The sequence below is a fragment of the Streptomyces inhibens genome (assembly GCF_003389455.1).
In the GTDB taxonomy this organism is placed as follows: Bacteria; Actinomycetota; Actinomycetes; order Streptomycetales; family Streptomycetaceae; genus Streptomyces; species Streptomyces inhibens.
In genome coordinates this window covers 1-23099 of record NZ_QUAC01000023.1, presented here as the reverse complement: position 1 = coordinate 23099, position 23099 = coordinate 1, and the positions used below count along the sequence as shown (strand labels likewise).

The 23099-nt window shown below is 68.6% G+C and carries 19 protein-coding genes, 1 tRNA gene, 4 pseudogenes and 1 riboswitch; of the genes and pseudogenes, 10 read left to right on the top strand and 14 right to left on the bottom strand.

Annotation, left to right across the window (positions count from 1 at the left end):
- The first annotated feature begins 482 nt into the window (after nt 1–482).
- Both trmB and DY245_RS03995 read left to right on the top strand, forming a co-directional pair.
- Entirely contained in the window at nt 483–1316 is an 834-nt protein-coding gene (gene trmB, locus DY245_RS04000) for a tRNA (guanosine(46)-N7)-methyltransferase TrmB (RefSeq protein WP_128503522.1), read from the top strand.
- Nucleotides 1317–1344: 28 nt separating this feature from the next.
- Nucleotides 1345–2670, top strand: coding sequence for a PrsW family intramembrane metalloprotease (locus DY245_RS03995; RefSeq protein ID WP_128503520.1), 1326 nt, complete (start codon nt 1345–1347; stop codon nt 2668–2670).
- 28 nt (nt 2671–2698) lie between these two features.
- Here the strand turns inward: DY245_RS03995 and DY245_RS03990 are convergent, their stop codons facing one another.
- Nucleotides 2699–3649, bottom strand: a complete 951-nt coding sequence (locus DY245_RS03990) for a YDG/SRA domain-containing protein (protein ID WP_128503518.1) — start codon at nt 3647–3649, stop codon at nt 2699–2701.
- 178 nt (nt 3650–3827) lie between these two features.
- Here DY245_RS03990 and DY245_RS45760 point away from each other — a divergent pair, with 178 nt between their 5' ends.
- Nucleotides 3828–4133: a hypothetical protein gene (locus DY245_RS45760; RefSeq protein WP_128503516.1), complete on the top strand. Its 306-nt coding sequence runs from the start codon at nt 3828–3830 to the stop codon at nt 4131–4133.
- A gap of 142 nt (nt 4134–4275) precedes the next feature.
- Here DY245_RS45760 and DY245_RS03980 read toward each other — a convergent pair whose 3' ends face one another.
- The 3 genes and pseudogenes from DY245_RS03980 to DY245_RS45755 all read right to left on the bottom strand — a co-directional run.
- Nucleotides 4276–5235, bottom strand: a complete 960-nt coding sequence (locus DY245_RS03980) for an aldo/keto reductase (RefSeq protein WP_128503513.1) — start codon at nt 5233–5235, stop codon at nt 4276–4278.
- A gap of 79 nt (nt 5236–5314) precedes the next feature.
- Nucleotides 5315–6261: pseudogene (locus DY245_RS03975) on the bottom strand (M23 family metallopeptidase); the annotation flags it as partial.
- Between the two features lies 1 nt (nt 6262).
- Nucleotides 6263–6513 (bottom strand): annotated as a pseudogene (locus DY245_RS45755) (M23 family metallopeptidase); the annotation flags it as partial.
- 11 nt (nt 6514–6524) lie between these two features.
- Nucleotides 6525–6672, bottom strand: a riboswitch (cyclic di-AMP (ydaO/yuaA leader).
- 293 nt (nt 6673–6965) lie between these two features.
- Here DY245_RS45755 and DY245_RS03970 point away from each other — a divergent pair.
- Entirely contained in the window at nt 6966–8174 is a 1209-nt protein-coding gene (locus DY245_RS03970; RefSeq protein ID WP_128503511.1) for a DUF2332 domain-containing protein, read from the top strand.
- Nucleotides 8175–8228: 54 nt separating this feature from the next.
- Here the strand turns inward: DY245_RS03970 and DY245_RS03965 are convergent, their stop codons facing one another.
- The 6 genes and pseudogenes from DY245_RS03965 to DY245_RS03940 form a co-directional block, all read right to left on the bottom strand.
- Nucleotides 8229–9371 carry a PP2C family protein-serine/threonine phosphatase gene (locus DY245_RS03965; protein ID WP_244942815.1) on the bottom strand — a complete coding sequence of 381 codons (1143 nt, stop codon included), beginning with the start codon at nt 9369–9371 and terminating at the stop codon, nt 8229–8231.
- 631 nt (nt 9372–10002) lie between these two features.
- Nucleotides 10003–10392, bottom strand: coding sequence for a hypothetical protein (locus tag DY245_RS03960; RefSeq protein WP_128503509.1), 390 nt, complete (start codon nt 10390–10392; stop codon nt 10003–10005).
- An 85-nt stretch (nt 10393–10477) separates the two neighbouring features.
- Complete coding sequence (locus DY245_RS03955) at nt 10478–11020, bottom strand: NUDIX hydrolase (protein WP_128503507.1); 543 nt, start codon at nt 11018–11020, stop codon at nt 10478–10480.
- A gap of 11 nt (nt 11021–11031) precedes the next feature.
- A pseudogene (locus DY245_RS03950) lies at nt 11032–12158 on the bottom strand (adenosylhomocysteinase).
- Nucleotides 12068–12592: a hypothetical protein gene (locus tag DY245_RS03945; protein ID WP_181923510.1), complete on the bottom strand. Its 525-nt coding sequence runs from the start codon at nt 12590–12592 to the stop codon at nt 12068–12070. Before DY245_RS03945 ends, DY245_RS03950 begins: the two are co-directional and overlap by 91 nt.
- Nucleotides 12592–12999: a hypothetical protein gene (locus DY245_RS03940; RefSeq protein WP_128503505.1), complete on the bottom strand. Its 408-nt coding sequence runs from the start codon at nt 12997–12999 to the stop codon at nt 12592–12594. The genes DY245_RS03945 and DY245_RS03940 overlap by 1 nt, the downstream gene beginning before the upstream one ends.
- Before the next feature lie 120 nt (nt 13000–13119).
- On the opposite strand from DY245_RS03940, the gene DY245_RS03935 reads away from it, so the two are divergent.
- From DY245_RS03935 to DY245_RS03920, 4 genes are all read left to right on the top strand, one after another.
- Nucleotides 13120–14202 carry a helix-turn-helix domain-containing protein gene (locus DY245_RS03935; protein ID WP_128503503.1) on the top strand — a complete coding sequence of 361 codons (1083 nt, stop codon included), beginning with the start codon at nt 13120–13122 and terminating at the stop codon, nt 14200–14202.
- Between the two features lie 13 nt (nt 14203–14215).
- Nucleotides 14216–14905, top strand: a complete 690-nt coding sequence (locus DY245_RS03930) for a YdcF family protein (protein ID WP_128503524.1) — start codon at nt 14216–14218, stop codon at nt 14903–14905.
- Complete coding sequence (locus DY245_RS03925) at nt 14841–15659, top strand: WbqC family protein (RefSeq protein ID WP_128503501.1); 819 nt, start codon at nt 14841–14843, stop codon at nt 15657–15659. The genes DY245_RS03930 and DY245_RS03925 overlap by 65 nt, the downstream gene beginning before the upstream one ends.
- Before the next feature lie 130 nt (nt 15660–15789).
- The gene (locus DY245_RS03920) at nt 15790–16398 is read left to right on the top strand and encodes a hypothetical protein (RefSeq protein ID WP_128503498.1); all 609 of its coding nucleotides are present in this window, start codon (nt 15790–15792) and stop codon (nt 16396–16398) included.
- A 21-nt stretch (nt 16399–16419) separates the two neighbouring features.
- Here the strand turns inward: DY245_RS03920 and DY245_RS03915 are convergent, their stop codons facing one another.
- The gene (locus DY245_RS03915; RefSeq protein ID WP_128503496.1) at nt 16420–17202 is read right to left on the bottom strand and encodes an SAVMC3_10250 family protein; all 783 of its coding nucleotides are present in this window, start codon (nt 17200–17202) and stop codon (nt 16420–16422) included.
- 379 nt (nt 17203–17581) lie between these two features.
- Nucleotides 17582–17908 (bottom strand): hypothetical protein, encoded by a 327-nt coding sequence (locus DY245_RS03910; protein WP_128503494.1) that lies wholly within the window; start codon nt 17906–17908, stop codon nt 17582–17584.
- On the opposite strand from DY245_RS03910, the gene DY245_RS03905 reads away from it, so the two are divergent.
- Together DY245_RS03905 and DY245_RS03900 are read left to right on the top strand one after the other, a co-directional pair.
- The gene (locus tag DY245_RS03905; protein ID WP_128503492.1) at nt 17894–18208 is read left to right on the top strand and encodes a hypothetical protein; all 315 of its coding nucleotides are present in this window, start codon (nt 17894–17896) and stop codon (nt 18206–18208) included. The two genes, DY245_RS03910 and DY245_RS03905, sit on opposite strands and share 15 nt — an antisense overlap.
- Nucleotides 18205–19867, top strand: a pseudogene (locus DY245_RS03900) (site-specific integrase). The gene DY245_RS03905 and the pseudogene DY245_RS03900 overlap by 4 nt, the downstream one beginning before the upstream one ends.
- Here the strand turns inward: DY245_RS03900 and DY245_RS03895 are convergent.
- Together DY245_RS03895 and DY245_RS03890 are read right to left on the bottom strand one after the other, a co-directional pair.
- A tRNA-Lys gene (locus DY245_RS03895) sits at nt 19842–19914 on the bottom strand. The pseudogene DY245_RS03900 and the gene DY245_RS03895 overlap by 26 nt on opposite strands.
- Before the next feature lie 178 nt (nt 19915–20092).
- Entirely contained in the window at nt 20093–22648 is a 2556-nt protein-coding gene (locus tag DY245_RS03890) for a DEAD/DEAH box helicase (RefSeq protein WP_128503490.1), read from the bottom strand.
- Nucleotides 22649–23099 lie beyond the last annotated feature (451 nt).

The following is a 23099-nucleotide window of genomic DNA, read 5'->3' as shown; positions in this document are numbered from 1 at the left end:
CGGCCCGGGCTGAGCGCCGTACGGGCCGGGGGCGGCGGGCATCTGGCCCGGACCGGCGGGCGGCTGGCCGGGGGCACCGTACGCTCCACCGGCCGGTGGCGGGCCGGGCTGCCCCTGGGGCTGATACCCGGGGGCTCCCCCGTGCGGCCCGGGCTGCCGGCCCTGCGGAGGGACGGGCGGCGGTACGGCCTGACCCGGTGCCGGCGGGCCCACGGGCGGCACTCCCGGGGCCCCCTGGCCGGGCGGCTGTGGCCCCTGCGGATTCCCGGCGTACCCATGGCCGCCCTGCGACACGATGAACCAACCCCCTGGTTTGTTTTGCACACGTCAGCGCCGCATCGTATGCATGCCGCTACACACCGCGCGAACCTCCCTTTCCGTAAAGGGTTCCGCCCCGCCCGCCCCGGCCAGGGCCTTGAATGCTCCAGGTGAGCCCCGGGATTTCCTCCCTCGAATCTGTGCCCCCGTAGAATCGATGCACTGTGTCCGAGAACCCCACCGCCCCCGCCACCACCGCCGCGGAACCAGACGCTCCGGAAGCCGTCGCCGTGGCCGCCGTCCGGCCTGCCGCCCCGGGCCCCCGCCGCAGCGAGCCCATGTTCCCCGACGGGACCGGGCCCGCGGCCGACCCCGCGGGTTCGCACCACGAGCGGCGGATCCGTTCCTTCCAGCCCCGCCGTAGCCGGGTCTCGCCCACCCAGGCCGATGCGCTGCGCCGCCTGTGGCCGACGTGGGGGCGGGACATCGACGGGCTCTCCCGTATCGATCTCGACGCGTTCTTCGACGGGCGGCCGGTCGTGCTGGAGATCGGCTTCGGCATGGGCGAGGCCACGGCACAGATGGCCGCCGCCGACCCGGACACGGGCATCCTCGGCTGCGATGTGCACACCCCCGGCCAGGGGAATCTGCTCGGTCTCGCGGAGCGGAACGGCCTGTCCAACATCCGGGTGGCCAACGGCGACGCGATCATCCTGCTGCGCGAGATGCTGGCCCCCGCCTCCCTCGCCGGCCTGCGCGTCTTCTTCCCCGACCCATGGCCCAAGAAGCGCCACCACAAGCGCCGCCTCATCCAGCCGGAGTTCATCGCCCTGGCGACCACCCGGCTCGCGCCCGGCGCCCTCGTCCACTGCGCGACCGACTGGGAGCCGTACGCCGAGCAGATGCTGGAGGTCCTCTCCGCCGAGCCGACGCTCGAAAACCTCTACCCCGGCTATGCGCCCCGTCCAGACTTCCGGCCGCTCACCAAGTTCGAGAGCCAGGGCCTGGACAAGGGGCATGTCGTCCACGATCTGCTCTTCCGCCGCCGCGGCGCGTAAGGCGAACGCCCCTCGCTAGGGTCGATGGGTGTACCCGTCCCAGCCGCCCCCGCACCCGCCCGTCCCTCCCCCGTACACACCCCACGCAGACGAGCCGTGCCCCACACCCGGGCACGGCCGGCCGCACGAGCGCTCCCACACCCGCCGCCGGACGGCCCTCTGGCACAGCAGATATCTCCGTGCCACCGCTCTGGTCTCGCTGCTCGCGCTCTCCGCCGTAATGATCACCGGACTGGTCCGCCAGGAGACGGGTACCGAGGGCTTCCTCGTCGGCCTCGGACTGGCCGTCTTCCCCGTGCCGCCCCTGATCGCGGCGTTCTGCTGGCTCGACCGCATCGAGCCCGAGCCCTGGCGCAACCTCGTGTTCGCGTTCACCTGGGGCGCCTGTGCCGCCACCCTGGTCGCGCTCCTCGCCAACGGGTTCGCCACCGACTGGCTGGCCGCCAACATCGCCGCCGCCTCCCCCTCCGAGGCCGAGGCCTGGGGCGCCACCGTCATCGCCCCGGTCGTCGAGGAGGCGGTCAAGGCCGCCGCCGTCCTTCTCCTCTACCGCTTCCGCCGACGCGACTTCGACGGCATCACGGACGGCATCGTCATCGCCGGCATCACCGCCACCGGCTTCGCCTTCACCGAGAACATCCTCTATCTGGGCAACGCCTTCGGCGAGGACCAATCCCTGGGCCACTCCGGCCTGGACTCACTCACCGCCGGCACCTTCTTCCTCCGCATCATCGTCTCCCCCTTCGCCCACCCCCTCTTCACGATCCTCACCGGCCTCGCATTCGGCATCGCCGCGACCCGCTACCCCCGCCGCCGCGCCGCCCGCACCGCGCTCGCCCTGCTCGGCCTGCTCACCGCCGTCCTCCTGCACGCCATCTGGAACGCCGCCTCCACCCTCGGCGACCTCGGCTTCCTCACCGTCTACGGGCTCTTCATGGTCCCGCTCTTCATGGCCCTCACCTGGCTGGCCATCTGGGCCCGCCGCCAAGAACTCCTCTCCCTCCACCACTACCTCGCCCCCTACATCACCGCCGGCTGGCTCGCCCCCGCCGAACCCACCGCCCTCTCCTCCCTCAAAACCCGCGCCCTGGCCCGCGACATGACCCGCCGCACCCAAGGCCCCGCCGCCGCCCGCGCCGTCACCGAATACACCACCCTCGCCACCACCCTCTCCTTCCACCGCCGCCGCGCCCACCTCACGGGCCCCACCCCCGACTTCACCACCCGGGAACAGCACCTCCTGCGGCATCTACGGCACTATCAGCCGTGGGGGCAGCCGGCGTTGGAGGGTGCGTTGGTCAGCGCACAACGGGCGTGCGAGCCGAGCGCTACAAGCACGCCGCCCGATTCCTAGGCGTGACCGCTGCCGTGGTGGAGACCCGTTACAGCACATCGTCGAACTCGGCGGGTGCCACGGTGCGTTCTGCCCAACGGGATCGGTGCTGACGGACGCACTCAACCTTTATCTGGTGCTCCCTGACTCGCGTCAAAGCGCCCATGAACTTCTGCGTGAGCCCATCGATCACATCAAAGCCATCGGTGAGCTGGAGAGCACCGCGGTCAAAGAGTGCATGGCAGTTCGGGCAGAGGCACAGCACATTCCACACCTTGTCCGGGCCGTTGTGCGGCCTCCCCAAGGCTTGAATATGGGCGGCCTGGCTAATCGCTTTGTTGTCAGGCGACACCACCAACCGCACACCGCACACCTGGCAGGTGTCGTCGTACATCTCTTTGACCTGTCGCACCACCGTTGAGTCGCGCATACGGCGCTCGTATTCGACGGTCCGACGGACTTGTTCTTCCAGGTCGGTGGTCGTATCCCCCTCCCGTGACACCGGCTGCGGCTTTACCGATTCGCCAGGCTCGATCTTAAGAAGCCGGAACTGGCAGATGCGGAAGCCTTCCTTACCGATGGTGGTCCAGCTCTCTGCCACACGGAAGAGACCGCAGTACTCGTAGCCGCCAGTGGCTTTCTGCCGCTTGATCTTCAAGCCACGAATCACGCGTACCGGATTGCCCAGAGCCTGGTTCAGCAACAGCCCGGCGTTCCCACGTTCGTCCATGGTCTGGTCGGCAACCATGCGCTGCGTTGTCCGGTCGCGTCCACCCTCGCCGGTATAGACGATCTCGGATTCCCCATACACATCGTCGACGTAGCCGCCGGAGAGAACGATGGAGTCCACGCCTTCTCTCGCGGTACCGGAGATTCCCCGTCCGCTTTGCCGGTGCACGCCCTTAGCGTGCAGCTCCGCATGGCTCTTGAAGTGCTGGCCTTCGTAGACACCTGGTCGGGGCCCAAAACTCACGGGGTTCGTTGCGCTCGCCTTCGCCATGTACGAATACTGCCAACTGCGTGATCACCAGGTCACTCTGACGGACACACTGTGGCAACTCCCACAGCTGGCCAGGGGCAATGATTCGCCTGTCACCCCGGTGCGCATAAATGCCCGAGCGTAGGCTCAGGGGAGTTGTCTCTGAGGGAGAGTTGTCTCTGATGTGGAGGTTTCTGTGATGGCCGGCGTACCGACAAGTGTGGTTGCGGCGACTGGGCTGGTCGGCGGGTATGGGGTTGCCCGGTGGACCAAGAAGAGGCCGCTCGGGGGTGTGGCGTTGGCGGCGGCGGGGGCCGTGGCGGCGCGGGGGTGGCAGCAGAAGGCCGGGAATGCGACGGCGGCTGCGTTGAGCGGGGCCTACGTGGCGGCGTTTGCCGGGTCGCATCCGTTGGCGAAGAAGATCGGGGCCTGGCCTTCGGTGTTCGCGGTGGCGGGTGGGGTTGCGCTCGCCTCGTGGGTGGCGGTTGATCGTCGTCGGGCGTAGGCCTGGTCCGGTCAGGGAGGGCTTGTACGCGTACGGGGCAGGGCGGGGCGGGGCTGGAACCACATCGTCCGGACCCGCCCCGCCCGTTGGCGTGGCCCATGGCGCACGCCCGCCCCGCCCCCGCCCCCGTATCCCGGCTGCGTCAGGCCGAAGCCTCGGTCAGCAGGTTGAGTTCGGCTTCGGTGAGGTTCAGCTCGCCGAGCGCGAGAAGCGCCGGGAGCTGGGAGACCGTGCGGGCGCTGGCGATGGGGGCCGCGACGGTGGGCTGGGCGGCGAGCCAGGCGAGGGCGACGGTGGCGACCTCGGCCTCGTGGGCGGCGGCGACCGTGTCGAGGGCCTTGAGGACGCGGAGGCCGCGGTCGGTTGTCACATGCTTGGCGGCGCCCTCGGAGCGGGCGCTGTCGACCGTGGTGCCCGGGCGGTACTTGCCGGTCAGGAAGCCGGAAGCGAGGGCGTAGTACGGGACGGCGGCCACGCCGTTGCGGGCGGCGACATCGGCGAGTTCGCCCTCGTAGGTGTCGCGGGAGACCAGGTTGTAGTGCGGCTGGAGGGCGACGTAGCGGGCCAGGCCCTCGCGGGCGGAGAAGGCCAGGGACTCCTCCAGGCGCTTCGCGGAGATGTTGGAGGCCGCGATCTCGCGGACCTTGCCGGCCTGGACGAGGTCGTTGAGGGCGGTGAGGAACTCCGAGACCTCGACCGACTCGTCGTCGAAGTGGGTGTAGTAGAGGTCGATGTAGTCGGTGCGGAGCCGGGTGAGGGACTCGTCGACCGCGGCCTTGATCGTGCCGGCGGACAGGCCCTTGTGGTCAGGGTGCGCGCCGACCTTGGTGGCGATGACGACATCGGAGCGATTGCCGCGGGAGGCCAGCCAGTTGCCGATGACGGTTTCGGATTCGCCGCCCTTGTTGCCCGGCACCCAGGCGGAGTAGACGTCCGCGGTGTCGATGAAGTTGCCACCGCCCGCCACATACGCGTCGAGGACGGCGAAGGACTCGTTCTCGTCGGCGGTCCAGCCGAAGACGTTGCCGCCGAGGGAGAGAGGCGAGACGGAGAGCGAGCCGAGAGCCTTGAGGGCACGGGGGGTGTGTGGTGTCGCGGTCATACGTGGTTACAGCGTTGGGGGGAGGGGGGATATTCCCCCTCCCCCCTCAGCAACCCAGCGGCAACCGGTGTCGGATGCGTCAGACGTTGACGCCGTGGTCGCGCAGCCACGGCATCGGGTCTATCGGGTCGCCGGCGCCGGGGCGTACCTCCAGGTGGAGGTGGGGGCCGGTGACGTTGCCGGTGGCGCCCACGCGGCCGATGACATCGCCGGTGTCGACCTTGCCGGAGGTCTTCACCATCGAGGACAGATGGCAGAACCAGAGCTCGGTGCCGTCGTCGAGGGTGAGGACGATGCGGTAGCCGTACGAGCCCGCCCAGCCGGCCTGGGTGATGGTGCCGGAGTGAACTGCCTTGACGGGAGTGCCGGTTGGGGCGGCGAAGTCCTGCCCGGTGTGGTCCGCGGCCCAGCGGTCGCCGGCCTGGCCGAAGCTGGCGGTGAGGGTGTAGGAGGAGACCGGGGCGATGAAGCTCTTGGCGAGTTTGGCCAGGCGTTCCGCCTCCGCCTTCTGACGGGCCGCTTCCTCCGCCTTGCGCTTGGCCTCCAGCTCTGCCGCCTCCTTGGCGGCCGCGGCCTTCTCGGCCGACTTCTGCTGGGTGGCCGCCTCTTTCGCGGCCTGCTGGATGGCGGCCTGTTCGGCGGCCTCGCGGGCCTCCTGCTCGGCGGCGCCCTGCTGTGCGTCGGCCTGCTGGAGGATGCGGCTGCGCAGCGCCTCGCCGGCGTCCGTACCCGTCTGCGTGGTCCGGCTCAGCGGGCCCGGGGAGTCGGCCGCGGAGGCTGCAGAGGCCGCGGAGGCGGCGTTCGCCGAGGCGGCGGAGTCGGCGCCCTCGTTCGCGTCCGAGCCGGATATGAGGTCGCCGATGCCGGGCAGGGACTTGGCGTCCGGCAGCTTGTCGGAGATGTCGTCGGCCATGCCGCCGATGTCGGGCATCGAGATCGGGACCGGCGGGCGGTCCTCGGCCGCGGCCATGCCGCCCGCGCCGACCGCCGCGATGACGCCGACGCCCAGGACCGTGCCGCTGCGGGNGCGGCCATGCCGCCCGCGCCGACCGCCGCGATGACGCCGACGCCCAGGACCGTGCCGCTGCGGGCGAGTCCGCCGCCACGCTGCCTGGCCACCCGGTGCTTACCGCGGACGGGGCGGAGCGAATCCTCGCTGGGATTCCATTCCTCCCACGGCCCGTCGCTGTTGTTGTCCGCACCGGGGCCCGGGAAGGCTCCTCGGTCATCGAGGTCGTACGGGGACGGAGCCTCGGGGGCAGGCCTGTTGGACGCCACGGGGGCGCACTCCTTTCCTTCCTTCTCGCCTACCGGGTTAGCTGACGGGTTCGGAGCAGGAAGGTCTCCTACGGGCGCCCTCTGGCGAGGGGGCGTCCGATTCACCCCAAGGAGGTGGTTCCCCGGTTCCCTTGGTGCAGTTCGAAGTGCTGGAGGTGCGTGAAGTGCGCGTGCGGGATTCGGCGTCGGCGCGCGGTGCCGCCTCTTGCGACGGCTGGGACGACCGCGCTGCGTTATCGGACAGTAATAGAGATCGCAGCCGTTTTCCAAGCCTTCCCGCGAATCCATATGTGCTCCGCACAAGCATTGGCGTGAACTTTTTCCTCCGCCAAGGTTGCAAACCAGGGCGAGTTGACCGCGCGCCCCTAAACGATCTCTCGATGATTGTGTGTCAGTTGTTATGCGGAGGGGCGCCCCTCAATTACGGAGCGTGAGAGCAGTAACGTCGGATCATGGTCGTCAACGTCGGGAACGCCGGACGCGCCGAGAGCGCCACGAACACCGGACACCTCGCGCGCACCCCCTACACCAGGAGCGACGAGTGCATCGACAGCGATGCCGGTACGCGGGGAGTGGCGGAGCGGTACCGGGACTTCGCCTGGCGGGAGGCGCGCGGGCGGTCCGACGCCCATGAGGAGTTGAGCGCGCGGATCAGCCAGGACCCGGAGTTCTGCGATCTGCTGTCGGGGTCGCTGCCCGCCGGCAACAAGCGGCAGCCGAACCTCCTGCTGGCCGCCGTCCGGTATCTCGACGGCCCGCACGCGGAGCAGGGCCCGCACGGCGCGGCGGCCTACGGGCGCTGGCGCGAGTGGACGATCCGGCACTGGGACGAGGTGCGCGCGGTGATCATGCAGCGCGCCACCCAGACCAACGAACCGGCCCGCTGCGCCACCCTGCTGCCGCTGCTCGCCCGTCTGCCGCAGCCGCTGGCGCTGCTGGAGGTCGGCGCGTCGGCGGGGCTGTGTCTGCACCCCGACCGCTATCGGTACCGGTATCAGCAGGCGTACGGGTACGAGGGCGGCGCCCACGGGGCCGGGGCGGTCGAGGTGGGGGCGCCGGGGAGCCCGGTGGTGTTCGGGTGCCGTACCCAGTGGCCGGCCGGGCAGCTGCCCGAGCGGCTGCCCGAGATCGTCTGGCGTGCCGGTATCGACCTCAACCCGCTCGACCCGGTCGCCGTACCGGACGATCTGCGCTGGCTGCGGGCGCTCGTGTGGCCGGGCGACGAGGAGCGTGCGGCGCGGCTGTCGGCGGCCGTCGAGGCCGTCCGGGCGGCGCCGCGGCCGCGGATCGTGCGCGGCGATCTGATCGACGAGCTGCCCGCGCTCGCCGCCGAGGCGCCGCCCGAGGCGACGCTGGTCATCTTCCACAGCGCCGTGCTGACCTACCTCCCGCCCGCCCGCCGCGCGGAGTTCGCGCATCTCGTACGGTCGCTGCTGGAGGGGCGGGCCGGCGGCGGGCACTGGATCTCCAACGAGCACCATTCCGTCCTGCCCTGGATCACCGCGCCGGCGCACCCCTCGCCGCGCCCCGAGGACGAGCTGCTGCTCACCCTTGCGCTGGACGGGCGCCCGGTCGCGCTCACCGGCCCGCACGGGCAGAGCCTGCACCGGCTGCGGGGTGCGGAGGAAGCGGCCGGGGCGGCGCGGACGACGGGGAGCTGAGCGGCCCCGCGCCCGTAAGAACCCGCCCGGCAGTCTCGGAGGGCCGGTCGGCCCCTACGTCCCCAGGGGCCGCTGCACCGCCAGCAGGGCCATGTCGTCGGCCGGCGCCCCGCCCGTATGCCGTGCGACGTCCTCGATGAGCGTGTCCAAGAGGTCGCCCGGTCCCGGGAAGTGGCGGCCGCGCAGCCTGATCGACGGGTCGTAGAAGCGGCCGATCAGGTTACGGGCCTCGGTCACCCCGTCGGTGAAGAAGAGCAGCAGGGAGCCGGCCGGGAAGAAGGTCTCGTCCGCCCGGTCCGGCCAGCTCGCCACCTCGCCCATCCCCAGGGGCAGCGCCGGCGAGGCGGGGGCGAGCTCACACAGTCCGCCGTCCGGGGTGAGCATCAACGGGGCGGGATGGCCGCGGTTGAGGACGCGCAGTACGGACTGCCCGTTGGCGGGGATCTCGGCCAGTACGGCGGTGGTGAAGCCCTCGTACCGGTCGGGCCCCTCTCGCCGCCCGCGCTCCCGTTGCAGCGCCCGCTCCAGCCGGCCCGCCACCGCCTCCAAGGTGGCCTCCTGCTCCGCCGCCTCCCGGAACGCGCCGATGACGATCACCGCGGCCTCCACCGCCTCCAGGCCCTTGCCGCGTACGTCGCCGACGATCAGGCGTACGCCGTGCGGGGTGTCCTGCACCGCGTAGAGGTCGCCGCCGATCCGGGCGTCCGCCCGCGCGCCCACGTAGCGGGCGGCGATCGCCAGCCCGGCGAGCCGGTCGGGCGGCGTGGGCAGTACGGCGCGCTGGGCGGCCTCCGAGACATCCCGTACGGATGCCAGCTGGGCATCGCTCATCCGTACGATCCGGTTGATGCCGAGCGCCAACAGGGCGACGACGAAGACCGTGGCGATCTCCGTCACCGACTCGTGGTAGTCCAGGGCGGCGCTGCGATAGGAGACGACCCAGATCTCGCCGGCCATGGCGGCCACGGCCGTCAGGGTGGTGCTGCGCAGGGTGGAGAGCGGCGCCGCGACCAACGGGGCGGCGGAGAAGAAAGGCGCCGCGGTGTAGCTGGGCGGCGTGCTGATGTCGAAGACGAGGCCGCCGACGATCAGGAGGACGGGGAGCCAGCGTGCCAGGCGCTGCCCCCACGGGGACATCCGGGCGCGGCGGGCCAGCCGCTCCTCGTCGCCCGTGGGGGACCCGCCGCCCTGCCGCATCCGCACCGGCCTCTTCCCGCTCCTGCCCGTCCGTACGCGCACCGTCGTGCGGGCCGCCTCGACGTCCCAAGGGTTCCTGGTACGGGGCGGCGCGGCGAGTCCTCGGGGGCCGGACGGGTCACGGCGCCGCACACCGCCGCTGCCCGCCCCGTAGGGCAGCCGCAGGGGGTACGGCCGTCACACCGCCAAGATCGCCCCCGTCAGCGGGACTTGAGAGCCGTTGCGGCCGCCCGGCGAGGCCACCCCGACGACGCTCCCGTGACGACACCGCCCCCACCAGCGCCAAGGGCCCGGACCGTCCACGGTCCGGGCCCTTCTCAAGGCTCTGCACTGCTGGTCGGACGGGTCTTCCCGTCCACATCTGGTGGGCCATCAGGGGCTCGAACCCTGAACCAATGGATTAAAAGTCAGGGGCACGACGTGCCGGGCAACGACGACACGTGATCACTCATGCCGTTGCCGCAGGTGAGAGGCAAGGTGCTCGATCCGTGATCGCGTCCCATGCCAACCCGTTCAAAGGCGTCCGGGCTCACTTCGGGCTCACCAGGTACCACCCCTCACCTGCGGCAACGTGCTGCTCAGCGGATTTGTGAGGCAGCGTCTGGCACGGCCAGGGCAGGGCTGACGTTCGTCAGCCCTGCCCTGCGATCAGAGGCACAACGACGGCGGCGATCGCGGAAGCCAACCCGCCCACGGCGATGAACCCGGCGAACTTCTCTTTGGCGGTCGGAAAGACTGCCTGTGTGAGATCGCCCGCCTTGTTACGCAGCACGACCAGCTTCAGCTTCTGCCATCTGTGCTGGCGGTAACTGCACCCCATCAAGATCCCTGAAGCGTTCTTTCGGCAGTACGTCTTGCCATCGCGGTTCACAGCCCCGCACCAGGTCGGAATCTGGAAGAGCGCAAAGGCACTGACAGCCAGCGACAGAATCAGGATCAGCAGCCCGGAGCCGCTGTTCCCCCATGCCACGATCAACGCTCCAGCAGCTACAAAACCCCAATACGTACGGAACGCCTTCATGGCTGCGGAACGTACCGCCAGCACTTGCCTTCGGACAGGGCGCAAACCAGCCGCGTCGGAGCACGAGTCGGGGCAGCCGGGGCAATCAGCGCAGTGCCTGCATGACGCGGTTGCGCAGCGTCTCATCCGCGATGGTGTCTGAGTCACGCCAAGCCGCGGCCGTGACCTCCTCGGTTTGCAGCTCGCCTACGTCGGCCGATGTGCGAAAGAGGAATCGGAAGTCGATGTGCTGGTGCTCGGGCTCGCCCTTGGCGCCGTTCGCGGGGATGGGGTGCATGTCGATGTGCAGGGGGCGCAGCCCCGCCGGGACGACGACCGAGGCAGGGATGCCGGTCTCCTCGGTCAGCTCACGCTGCGCTGCGTCGACGAGCCGTGAGTCGTCGGCCTCCAGGTGTCCGCCGGGCAGCAACCAGCGGTCGAGGGCCAAGTGCCGGATGTGGAGCACTCGGCCGGCGGGGTCCGCGAGGATCGCCCCCGCGGTCGCATGCCCGCCGAACTCCTTGCGCGAGGTGAGGTCGGCCCCGGCGTCGAGGAGATCGAGGACGGGCGCGAGACGTCCCTTCTCTTCGGGGTGGGTGTCGAGGTAGTCGGCGACGGTCTCACGGATGTGCTCAGCCGTGATGGGCACGGGCAGGTCTCCTATCGATTGAAGTAGTCGAGCCATGTCGCCGCGATGGCGGCGCGGTCGGTCGGGCTGATCTCGTGCATACCGGGGTCGAGCTCGTCGCGGGCGAGCATGGCAGAGGCAGCCAGGATCTCGGCCTGCACGAGGAAGATGAACGGGCCCACGCTGGCGCCGTGCAGGAAGTTGACGGCGTTACCGCCATTGAGCAGGTAGAAGTAGTGGCCGGTTGTGAGGTAGCGGGTGACGTGCTCACCGATGTGGGCGCGTTCGTAGACGTCCGGCAGCCCGTCAAGTTCGAGCTCGTCCTCGCTACTCGTCACAGTGGCCACGTAGGCCCCGTTGCGCAGCTGGGGGGGAAGTCCTCGCCGCGCAGCGCGAGCGAGCCGGTCGCGCAGAGCACGAGTCCGGCGTCCTGAAGGCCACTGGTCCGGTCGCGCGCGACCCTGAAGCCCTGCGAGAGGGCCTGCGTGCGACGTACGGGGTCAATGTCGTACACAGTCACTCGTACGCCCTTGGCGTGCAGCAGGCGGGCGATGGAGCTGCCCAGCTTGCCGAAGCCGATCACGAGCGCCGTACGACCGTGCAGGATGTCGCCTCGGGTGCGCATCAGGGCCTCGGTAGAGAACACGACGGACTGCCCGACGAGGAAGTCCTCAGGGTCCTTGAGCGGTGATCGGGCCACCGAGACGACCGGGCAGGGCAGCTTGTCGAGCTCGGCGTACCGCTTGTGCCCGTTCTCGGTGTCCTCGACCACTCCCAAAATGCGCCCGGAGAAGCGGTCGCACAGCGCACCGAGGGCTGGAGTGAAGTACCCGCCGACGTCGAGCAGCACGACAGGGCGGCCGCCGGCCCGTGCCTCGACGTAGCGCACGGCGCGGTCCACGTCGGTGAACATCTCGCGCGTCAGACTTTCGCACGCGTGCCCGTCGGCTTCGACCTGGCGCCGCGCCTCGACCTGTACGGACTTCGGCTTGGGCAATACGGCTCGCAGCTCCGTCACGTTCGCCACGCCCCGCACAAACGCCGGGCGCTCCGGCAGAAGATGCGTGATCAGAAACGAGGCCGGGCGCTCCTGGGGAGCGAAGTGCGTGACGATACGGCCGAAGTAGGCGTCAAGACGGGCGCGTTCGAAGGTTTCCATCCTTGCCTCTCCTCCCTTACGGCGATCTCTGGTTGTGGTGCTGAGTCGATCTGTTGTTGCTCAAGGGCACGGCGCAGCCTGTCGGGGGCGGTGAGCCTCTCGTCGTCGGGCAACTCGCACCATCCGCCGAACCACTCCTCACAGCGGTACGGGTTCGGGGCGACGAGCCACGAGCCCTTGGACAGCAGCCGCACTGACAGGCCAATCCATACGCCTCGGCTGCCGGTCGGCACGACGAAGTAGAGGAGGTCGCCCGGACGGTCGTAGAGCACTGGGCCGAGCCCTTCCTCGGTCTGCCTGAGCTGTGCGAGCGCGAGGAATCCGGCATAGGCGGGCACCCGTACGACATCCCACTCGTGGCCGACTGAGAGCAGGTGCAGGCCGGGCACGTCCTCTACGAGCGGAGCCGCGCGCAGTGCCTCACGCAGAGACATCACGCACTCCCTCTCTGCCGTGCGCGCGGGCCGGCATCGACGGGGCGCGTGTCACCGCGCCTTGGGTTGGCGGACCGGACCACGATCAGGCGCGCGCTCGTCTGGGCTATCTGCTGTTGGCGCTCCACAGCGATGCGCTTGGGCCCCAGGTGGTCACGAGCAGGCAGAACCACGCCGTACGCATCCGGCAGCGCGAGGACGTCGAGCAGTCCCACGAAGGCCGGCGACCGTACCTCCGTGACAGGCCCCCACTCCGTGAAGAGACCGCACAGCGTCAGCTCGTGCTGTCGGCAGTATTCGGCGAGCGAGTCAGCAAGGGCAGTGTGTCTCGCCTTGCTGCTCGTCCGACGCAAGTAGCCATACACATGCGGGCCGTTCACCGGCCGAAGCTCTGTGATCCGTTCCATGGGTCGAGCATCGCTGCATCCCAACGGCCTCTAAATGACCGGGTGTTGCACTTCCGTTGCACTTTCGGACCGCAGTCCTCATGCAGCGTGCTTCGATACGTAACTAGAGGGAGGCAGCCCGTGATCAGCGTGCAGCAGTGGACCGGCCGCGAAGCGAGCGCCCTGCGCGCTGCCCTCCGGATGAGTACGCGCGCGTTCGCCGAGCACCTGGGCGTCGCTCTGCGCACGGTGGCAAAGTGGGAGAAGCTCGGCGTTGACACCGTTCCGCGGCCGGATACGCAAGCCATCCTCGACACCGCGCTCGCACGTGCTGACACGTTGGCGCGAGGCCGCTTCGAGGCCCTGCTCTCCGGATCCACAGACGGCCGTGCAGGGCGCAGCCCAGTTCGGGCAGCGGACTACGAGACATGGACGGAGGACATCGACCGCGCCATCGTGTGTCTGAGCCGTCAGAACTTCTCGTTTGCCGCCAACCTGTTGGATCGGTGGCTCATCCGCCACGAGCCGCGCTCCCTCGACGACAGGGGCCAGTACCTCTACGGCCGGTCGCTCGTCCTCCTCGGTGACCTCCAACGCGACCAGGGCGCGACGCGCGGCCCTCTCTCGGCGCACCACTCGTACAGCATCGCACGCGGCCTGTTCGCCGAGCTTTACGTCCCGCGACGGGTCGCGCAGATCGAGCTGTCACTCGCCGTTGTCGACGAAATGTCGGGGAAGCTGGAAGCATCTGCCCGGCAATACGAGCAACTCGCCGCCGACGAGCGACTGAGCGGACGCGACCGCGCCCGAGCCCGTCTGTGGGTCGGTACGGCGCTCAGCAAGGACGGCAAAAACGACTACGCAGTCGAGGTGATGAGGACCGCGACCCACGCCTTCGAAGACCTCTCGGAACCCGAGGATTGGTCAGTCGCACACCAGAAGATCGCCCTCGCCTACCGCGGGGCCGGCGACCTCACGCACGCGCTCCAGTACATCGACATCGCACGTTCTACCGGTACGGTCGACTCCCCCATGCAGCGCGTGCGGCTGGACACCGCGCACGGGCACATTCTTCTGTCCGACTCCGCCACCCGGGATGATGGGTTTTCCGTCCTCGACAACGCAACGCAGGTGGCGAGGGAGTACGGACTAAGCCACCAGCTCCGCAGCATCGAGAGCATCCGGCGATCCTGCGATGGTCCGTCGGCTGCTCTATCGAGGTGAGTGGCCAGCAAAGATGATCCAGGGAGTACCAGTGCCGGACCGCAGGCAGCGCACGATCGCCGACGCGCAGTGGAGTGATGCCAAGGTGATTTGGGACTACCACCAGATGGGGCACGAGTCGCGTCGCTGCTCGGCAGCGATCTGCCTCGGCAGCCACGATCTCGGCGCCGCAACGTTCGCGGCAAAGCAGTATCACGCCGGCCTGTTCCCCGTGCTCGTGTTCAGCGGCGGCAACAGCCCGACCACAGCCGCCCTCTACCCTCGCGGCGAGGCCGTGCACTTCCGTGAGCACGCGGTCGAATTGGGCGTCCCCGACGACGCGATCCTCCTCGAACCCAACGCCGGAAACACCGGGCAGAACCTCGCATTCTCGCGTGAGGTCCTGTGCAAGGCCGGCGCCGAGGTCAAGTCAGTGCTGCTGATCGCCATGCCGTACATGGAGCGCCGCGCCTACGCGACCTGCCGCAAGGTGTGGCCCGAGGTCGATGTTGTGTGTGCTTCCGATCCGCTGGACTTCGCCGATTACGTGAAGAGCATCGGCGACGAACGACTCGTCATCGACACCATGGTCGGTGACCTGCAACGAGTGATCGAGTACCCGAAGTTGGGGTTCGCCATCGAGCAGGAGGTACCGGGTGATGTCCTTGCCGCCTACGAGCGCCTCCTGCACGCAGGGTTCGACAGCCGGCTCTTCAAGTCCTGACACGTCGTCGGCGTCCCCGGGCAGCAAGCGCTGCGCCATCCATCAGCCGAACCTCTTCCCGAGGCTGTCCACACTGGCGAAGCTGTTCGCGTCGGACTGCTGGGTCGTCCTCGACGATGTGCAGTTCGCCCGACGCGACTACCAGCACCGGGCCCGCTTGGCGCGCTTGAATGCGCCCCACGCTCATCAGTGGCTCTCACTTCCGACGCACCTGCCTAACGGGCGGCCGACTCTGATCAGTGAGGGCCGGCTCGTCGAGCCGCTCAAGAGCTGCCGAAGGGTTGCCGAACGCGTCCAGCAGCACTACGGCCGCAGCGCCCACTGGAAAGCCGTGGAGACCGCCCTCGAGCCCGTTCTCGACCGCATCGGAACAACCGATCGCACGGCCGATATCGCCGAGTCGTCCGCGCTTGCCCTGCTCGCATCGGTGGGCTGGCAAGGCGAGGTAGTGCGCAGCAGCGATCTCCCCGCCCGCGTCGGCCGATCGCAACGTCTCGCTGATCTCGCCGCGGCAACGGGCAGCACGGTCTACCTCTGCGGTACGGGGGGAGCGCGCTATCTCGACGTCGAGCCGTTCGCGGAACAGAGCATCACCGTTCTGCCCTTCCGCACGCCCACCGTGGCTCCCGTCTGGCAATCTGCCCGCGAAGTCAGTGCTCTGTGGGCACTCGCGTCGATCGGACCGAGGAACCTTGCCAGAGCACTGCGCGGTGTGGCCTCGGAGCACCATAACGCCGCCGAGCCGCACGCATAGGTTCAGCTGCTATGGCACTGCGGTCGAAATCTGGCATCCAAGGCAGGAACTTCCCCCTGTCTTCTGTCTCTTGCGAGAGATTTCACCCATCGCCTTGTCACGTGCACCGAGACCCTAGGACACTAACTAAGTGACTTCTGAATCCATTTCGCTGATTTTCAATTTGGCGACAGTTTTCATCGCCCTCACAATCGGCGTACGAGTCGGCTACATTGTCGCTGCACGCGGAACGAAGCGCGACATGGAGATGATCGACCGACACTTCGAGAGCGGCAGACAACTACTCGAACGCCAGCAAGAGATCCAAATAGAAGCCGATTTACGAAAGCGTGCACGCGAAGAGATGAAGTTGAGTTATGAGGCACTCGGAATCTGGCTTCACGACCTCGAACGGACCCTGGATGAGATTCACTTCGGAGCCACATCATCCCAGAAGAGAATCCGCGACAAGGCGCAGGCGCTCATCGGCAATAAGCCATGGGAAGTAGTTTCTCCACCAGCTAGCTTGGCGTCAGCAGAGTTCTACTGGAGTGGTGAAGTTCGCCGGAATATCCGGAAGTTTCAGGCCCCGTACGCCTACTTCATTTCACGAACCAGAGTCGCAATGAGCGAAGTAAACGCTAACGAAGACGAAGGATCATCACAGTTCGACCAGAAATGCTGGGAGCACAGGAACGAACTGCATTCCATCATAGCCGAGGTTAAAGATCAGGCACGGAAGGACCTACTGGTCAACTAACAGCGTCATGAACACGACCTCTCATTCACGTCTGCGGAGTCGAGGGAAGAGGATACGCCTCCGAGAGCTGACACCTTCCTGAACCGCCTCCACATACAGCGGCGTAGCCACTAGCAGCCGGTGGATCCAATTCGAACTATCGATGTCCATCAGGACGATCGCATGCCCCCTGAGGCGCCCTCGAAGCGACGGTGGATACTCCCGGTCGATCCAGCCAAATACTCCGTAGGCGGCATCCTCGATGAGGATCTCGCTGCGCCGCTCCGGAATTATCTCATTCAGGAACTCCGGGATTACATTGATTCCGTTCTCCTCTCGACGCTCAACCTCAAGAATTAGGCCATGCAGCCAAGTGGTGTCGGAACCCATCCGACCGCTGGGAATTACACGCGTTCGTAGGTGCTGGACCGAACCGCAGAGCATGAATCCCATACCGCGCGGCTGGCCTGCCGTTCCGGCAGGAACTCCCCCGACGAATAGCGCTACGTCCTCGGGTGGCCTTCCACTGTCTTCATGGACAGCTACCTGCGCCATGTCGAGATCAAAATGAATCCACTGATTTGCGCGAAGATTGAAGTTAGTGAAAGCGGTCGAGGGAAACTCTCGCTCGATTTTCCGCTTCGCCTTCTCGACTAACTTGTGGGGCGCCATCGGCTCAGATTGATCATCCCAAGCCCTAGATGCCGACACTTCCAGGAGTGCCGGGACTTTCAGCGTCCCTTGAACGCCTTGCTGCGAGTAGGGCGGTCGCATACCCAGTCGTCCGTAGAGCTTGCGTTCTGAGACGTAGACCAGGTCAGACACTCTTCTCCCCCATAACTTCTGCGCTGCCACTCACGATAGCGACAGCACTTGCTCTACGTCCGCAGTTCCGTCCAGTTCTGCTCCGTAGGGGTGGGTGCGGCTTGGTAGGCCTAGCCGCGGCCTTGTCGCCCCTCGCGCGCGTGGGAGGAACATCGACCGGTCGATGTATTCGGGCTGCGCCGAGGCAACCGTCCAGCCGCCCGCTGTCGGTGGGGCGTGGTACTCCCGCGCGCCCGCGGGCGCAAGACACGACCCCCGTCGCCCAGGTACGACACACCAGAGCGACGGACGGTGGTTAAGCGGTCAGGACGCGTCCGACAGTTGGAGCACCTCGGCAGAGTCGTCAGTCACGACCGTCAAGGGGGCAACAGTGCCAGCCTCAGGGAGTGGCCCCCTTGCCCCCTTCCTCACGTACGCCCGCTGGCATCTCCATCCACCACTCTTTGCCGTCCTTAAATGCCCGAACGCCGAGCTTCTGACGTGCACGTTTGAGGGTTCGGACGCTGATGCCCCATGCCTCGCGCGCCTCCTCCTTAACCTCCTTGGAGCGGCGCGGCTCTTCATCCAGGAAATCGCGCAGCAGGTCGGTGGCCTCCTTCTTCTCCTGCCGCTCGTCGTCCGTCTCGGCGGCAACCAGGTGCTCGGCCCGGTAGTCGGACGTCCCGTCCCACTCGACCCGCGCACACCGGCCGTGAACCTCTACCACGAGTTCTACGAGTACGCCGAGAGCATCCGCGACCACATGCAGCGGGCCATGAAGGACGAGGACGCTGCGGCCACCGAGCGAAACGAGGTGCGCCGCAAGCGCCTTACCGACTCGGCCCGACTGCACCGGATGATCGCCAGCGACACGTACGCCGACGCGTCGCACATGATCCACGAAATGCTCGACAGGGGGATCGATCCGCCGCGCCTGCACACATACGCGGCGATCTTCGCCGAACTCGCCAACGACTACATGCAGCTCGAGACCATCCCCGACGAACTCCTCAAGGAGCGCGAGTGAAGGGCTCGACATTCAGGCGCTGCGCCTGCCGCAATCCGGAGACCGGCAAGCAGTAAGGGCAGTCCTGCCCGAAGCTGTCCAACAAGCGTCACGGGCTGTGGAACATCCGGCAGGAGCTGCCGCCCCACGAGGACGGCACGCGACGCACGTTCCGGCGCAGCGGCTACGCGTCCAAGGTCGAGGCGCAGACGGATCTCGACAAGGTGCGGGCGCTGCTGGCCAGGGGATGACGATCCCGAGGGCCGTACCCGCATCGGTGACCTGCTGGAGTCCGTCACGTCCAAGAAGGAAGCGATACCGGAGTACGAGGAGACTCAGCGCCGCTTCCGCTCTGGGCACTCTGGGCAGGCCCTCAACGTCCGCATGACGGTCGGAACCTGGCTTGACGAGTGGCTGGCCGGCAAGCGGCGGCGGGACACGACCGTGAGCGGCTACGAGTCGCACATCCGAGTGCACCTGAAGCCGCGGATCGGCCACATCGCACTCGACCGGCTCCGCGTCGGGCACCTGGTCGAGATGTTCGCCATCGAGGACGCCAACGAGGAGATCGAGGCGGAGAACCAGGCTCGGCGGGAGCAGGAACAGCGCTGCAAGTGGGGGAAGCGGAGCAGGCCGCCGGCTGCCGAGCGGGCCAGGCTGGCCGAGGATCGCGTCAAGTTGGCCGAGATGAAGCCGCACCGGAAGCTGACCGGGCCGACGAGCCGCCAGCGTATCCGGGCCACACTGCGCGCCGCTCTCAACGACGCCATCGCGCAGCAGCTCATCACCTTCAATCCAGCCGCCCACGTCGAACTCGACGGCGGTAAGCGCCCCAAAGCTCTGGCGTGGACCAGGGAGCGCATCGCGGAATGGAAGCGCACGGGAGAGCAGCCGAACCCGGTCATGGTGTGGACCCCGGAACAGACTGGGCAGTTCCTCGACCGAGCCGCCCGGCACCGCCTCTACGCCCTGTACCACCTGATCGCGTTCCGGGGCCTGCGGCGCGGCGAGGCGTGCGGACAGCGCTGGACAGACACTGACCTGACCGCCGGCCTGCTCACCGTTGCCAGGCAGCTCGTACAGCACGGCTGGAAGGTCGAGGAGTCCGCGCCCAAGACGGACAGCGGGGCGCGAGTGATCGCGCTGGACTCCGAGACGGTGGAGGCGCTCAAGGCGCACCGCCGGCGCCAGCGAAAGGAACGGCTCGCGTGGGGCGAGGCGTACACCGACACCGGCCGAGTGTTCACGCAGGAAAACGGCGAATGGCTCCACCCCGCATGGGTGACCGATCAGTTCCAGCGCCTCGCCGCCGAGGCCGGACTGCCCCCGATCCGGCTGCATGACCTGCGCCACGGCGCGGCGACGCTCGCCCTGGCCGCCGGGGAAGACATGAAGGTCGTACAGGAGATGCTCGGGCACTCCTCGATCACGATCACCTCGGACACCTACACCAGCGTCCTGCCCGAGGTGGCACGGGAGGCTGCCGAAGCTGCCGCGCGACTGGTCACGAGACAGGCTCCGCGTACCGCCGGGCTCACTTCGGGCTCACATCAGGGTGGAAAGAGGGGTCAGAACGACAGTGCGTCCCGCCCGGTGAAGCCCGGACGGGGCGCTAAGTTGCAGGTCAGCGGGGAACCGCTGGCACTACTGACGGTGGGCCATCAGGGGCTCGAACCCTGAACCAATGGATTAAAAGTCCACTGCTCTGCCAATTGAGCTAATGGCCCGCACCGAGCAGCATAGCCCGAGGACGTGCCACAGCCCGAAGGCATTAGGTATCAGGGTGCTCGGCGGGGTGCCGCGGACCCCTGTGACGGGCCCGCCGGTGCGCTGCCCGCACCCCGCAACGCACAGGGCCCGTACGGCACTTGCGTACCGTACGGGCCCTGCGATCAGAGCTGGCGATCAGCCGTTGCGCTTCCAGCGCGGCTTGTCGTCACGGCGGCCGAAGGAGCCGCCGGTCGTGGCGCCACGGTGGTCGTCACGGCGGCCGTAGGGGCGGTCGCCGCCGGTGCGGTGGCCGCCGGCGGCCGGACGGCCACCGGAGCGGTCGTCACGGTTGAACGGACGGTCGCCGCCACCGGAGCGGTAGCCACCGGAGGCCGGACGCCCGGTGGAGCGGTCATCGCGGTTGAACGGACGGTCGCCGCCACCGGAGCGGTAGCCACCGGAGGCCGGACGGCCGGCGGAGCGGTCATCGCGGTTGAAGCCGCCACCGGAGCGGTCGTCACGACGGTCGAAGGAACGGCCACCGGAGCGGTCGTCACGGTTGAACGGACGGTCGCCGCCACCGGAGCGGTAGCCACCGGAGGCCGGACGGCCGGCGGAGCGGTCATCGCGGTTGAAGCCGCCACCGGAGCGGTCGTCACGACGGTCGAAGGAACGGCCACCGGAGCGGTCGTCACGACGGTCGAAGGAACGGCCGGCGGGGCGCTCGTCGCGGCGGTCACGGCTGAAGCCACCACCGGAGCGGTCGTCGCGGCGGTCACGGTTGAAGCCACCACGGTCACCACGGTCGCCACGGTCGTCACGACGGTCGAAGGAACGGCCGGCGGGGCGCTCGTCACGACGGTCACGGCTGAAGCCACCACCGGAGCGGTCGTCGCGGCGGTCACGGTTGAAGCCACCACGGTCACCACGGTCGCCACGGTCGTCACGACGGTCGAAGGAACGGCCGGCGGGGCGCTCGTCACGACGGTCACGGCTGAAGCCACCACCGGAGCGGTCGTCGCGGCGGTCACGGTTGAAGCCACCACGGTCACCACGGTCGGCACGGTCGTCACGACGGTCGAAGGAACGGCCACCGGAGCGGTCGTCACGACGGTCACGGCGGTCGAAGTTGCCCCGGTCGTCGCGGCGGTCGGCGGGGGCCGAGCGGCGCTCGTCCGACGCGACGGCCTGGGCCGGCACGACGGCCTCGGCAGCGGCCTCGGCCTCGGTGATCTCGGCAGCGGCGGCAAGCGCCTCGGCCGGGTCCTCACCGCGCTCGCGGGCGGCACGGGCGGTCAGCCGGTCCGCCTCCTCGCGCAGCTCGGTGGCGCGGCGCTGCAGACGCTCCAGCTCGCGGGTGAGCTCGCTCACCTCGCGCTCGGCCTGCTTGGCGCTGTTGTTGGCGGACTCGGCCTGGACCTCGGTGAGCGAGCGGGCGCCGGTGATCCGGGCCACGTCCTCGTCGAAGGCACCGGAGCCGCCGACGATGTGACGCGAGGCGTCCACGCCCGCGTCCTCCATCAGACGGAAGATCTGCCGGCGCTGGTGCGGCAGCGACAGCGAGACGACGGTGCCGGACCGGCCGGCGCGGGCGGTACGGCCCGAGCGGTGCAGGTAGTCCTTGTGGTCACCGGCCGGGTCGACGTTCAGGACCAGGTCGATGCCGTCGACGTGGATACCGCGGGCGGCGACGTCGGTGGCGACCAGCGCGTTGACGTAGCCGTCCTTGAAGTCCGCGAGCACCCGGGTACGGGCGCCCTGCGTCATACCGCCGTGCAGCGCATCCGCCTTCACGCCCGAGTCGACGAGCTGCTCGGCGATACGGTCGGCGCCCAGCTGCGTACGGACGAAGATGATGGTGCGGCCCTTGCGGGCGGCGATGGCGGCGGTGACCGGCGCCTTGTCCTTCGGCTTCACGACGAGGACGTGGTGGGTCATGGTGGTGACATTGCCCTGGGCGCTGTCGACCTCGTGGCTGACCGGGTTGCTCAGGTAGCGCTTGACCAGCGTGCCGATCTCGTTCTCCATCGTGGCGGAGAAGAGCATCCGCTGACCGCCGGCCGGCACCTGGTCGAGCAGCTCGGTGACCTCGGGCAGGAAGCCCAGGTCGGACATCTGGTCGGCCTCGTCGAGGACGGCGACCTGGACGTTCTCCAGGGAGCAGGCGCCACGGTTGATGATGTCGCGCAGCCGGCCCGGGGTGGCGACGAGGACGTCGACGCCGCGCTCCAGGGCGTAGATCTGGTTGCCCATGGACGTACCGCCGCAGACGACCTTCATCTTCAGGCCGAGGACGTCGCCGTAGGGCTGGAGGGCGTCGGCGACCTGCATCGCCAGCTCGCGGGTCGGGGTCAGGATGACCGCGCGGGGCTTCTTCTTGTCGGTGTGGCCGCCGGCGAGCTGCGCCAGGGTCGGCAGACCGAAGGAGAGGGTCTTGCCGGAGCCGGTGCGGCCACGGCCGAGGATGTCCTTGCCGGCCAGCGCGTCCGGGATGGTCGCGGCCTGGATCGGGAAGGGGGTGGTGACGCCGTTCTGCGCGAGCTTGCGGACGACGCCCTCGGGCAGTCCGAGGTCGGCGAAGGTGACGGTGTCGGTGTCGGCTTCGGTGTCGGCGTCGGTGTCGCCGTCGGTGTCGGACTCCGCCGCGGCGGAGATCTCGGGCGCCGCGTCGACCGCGGTCACCTCGGGGGCCGTCTGCTCGTCCTGCTCATCGAACGCGGGCATGACGGACTGCTCAGTGGAAATGGACATGCGAAATGCGAAACCTTCCGGAGTCTCGGCACGCGCCCAAACTCCGTGTGTTTCACACGACCGCCTCTATGCGGTCAGCCACGGCAAGGGAGAGAACGCGCCACGCGGCGCGCTTCTTTTCTGGCGCCGGGCAAATGGGATCAAACGATCTACCACCATACGCACTCCGCCCCCCGGATGGCAAATGACCCTCTGGCCATGGCCTTCCGGCCGGTGCCTTCACGGCCGCCCGACCAGCCTACGCGCCCTCCGCCCGCCCCGTATGAAACCCGTCACGCCCCTTCGTCCTCGCTCGCCTCCGCCGCCGATTCCGCCTCCGACGACATCGGTGAGACGGGGGACGGTCCGGACGCCTGAGAGCTCGGCGGCGGCGGCGCGGAGCCGGTCGCCGGCGGGCTCGGCTGGGCGGGGGGCGTACTGGGCGCGGGCGAGGCGGGCGGGGCGGTCGGCC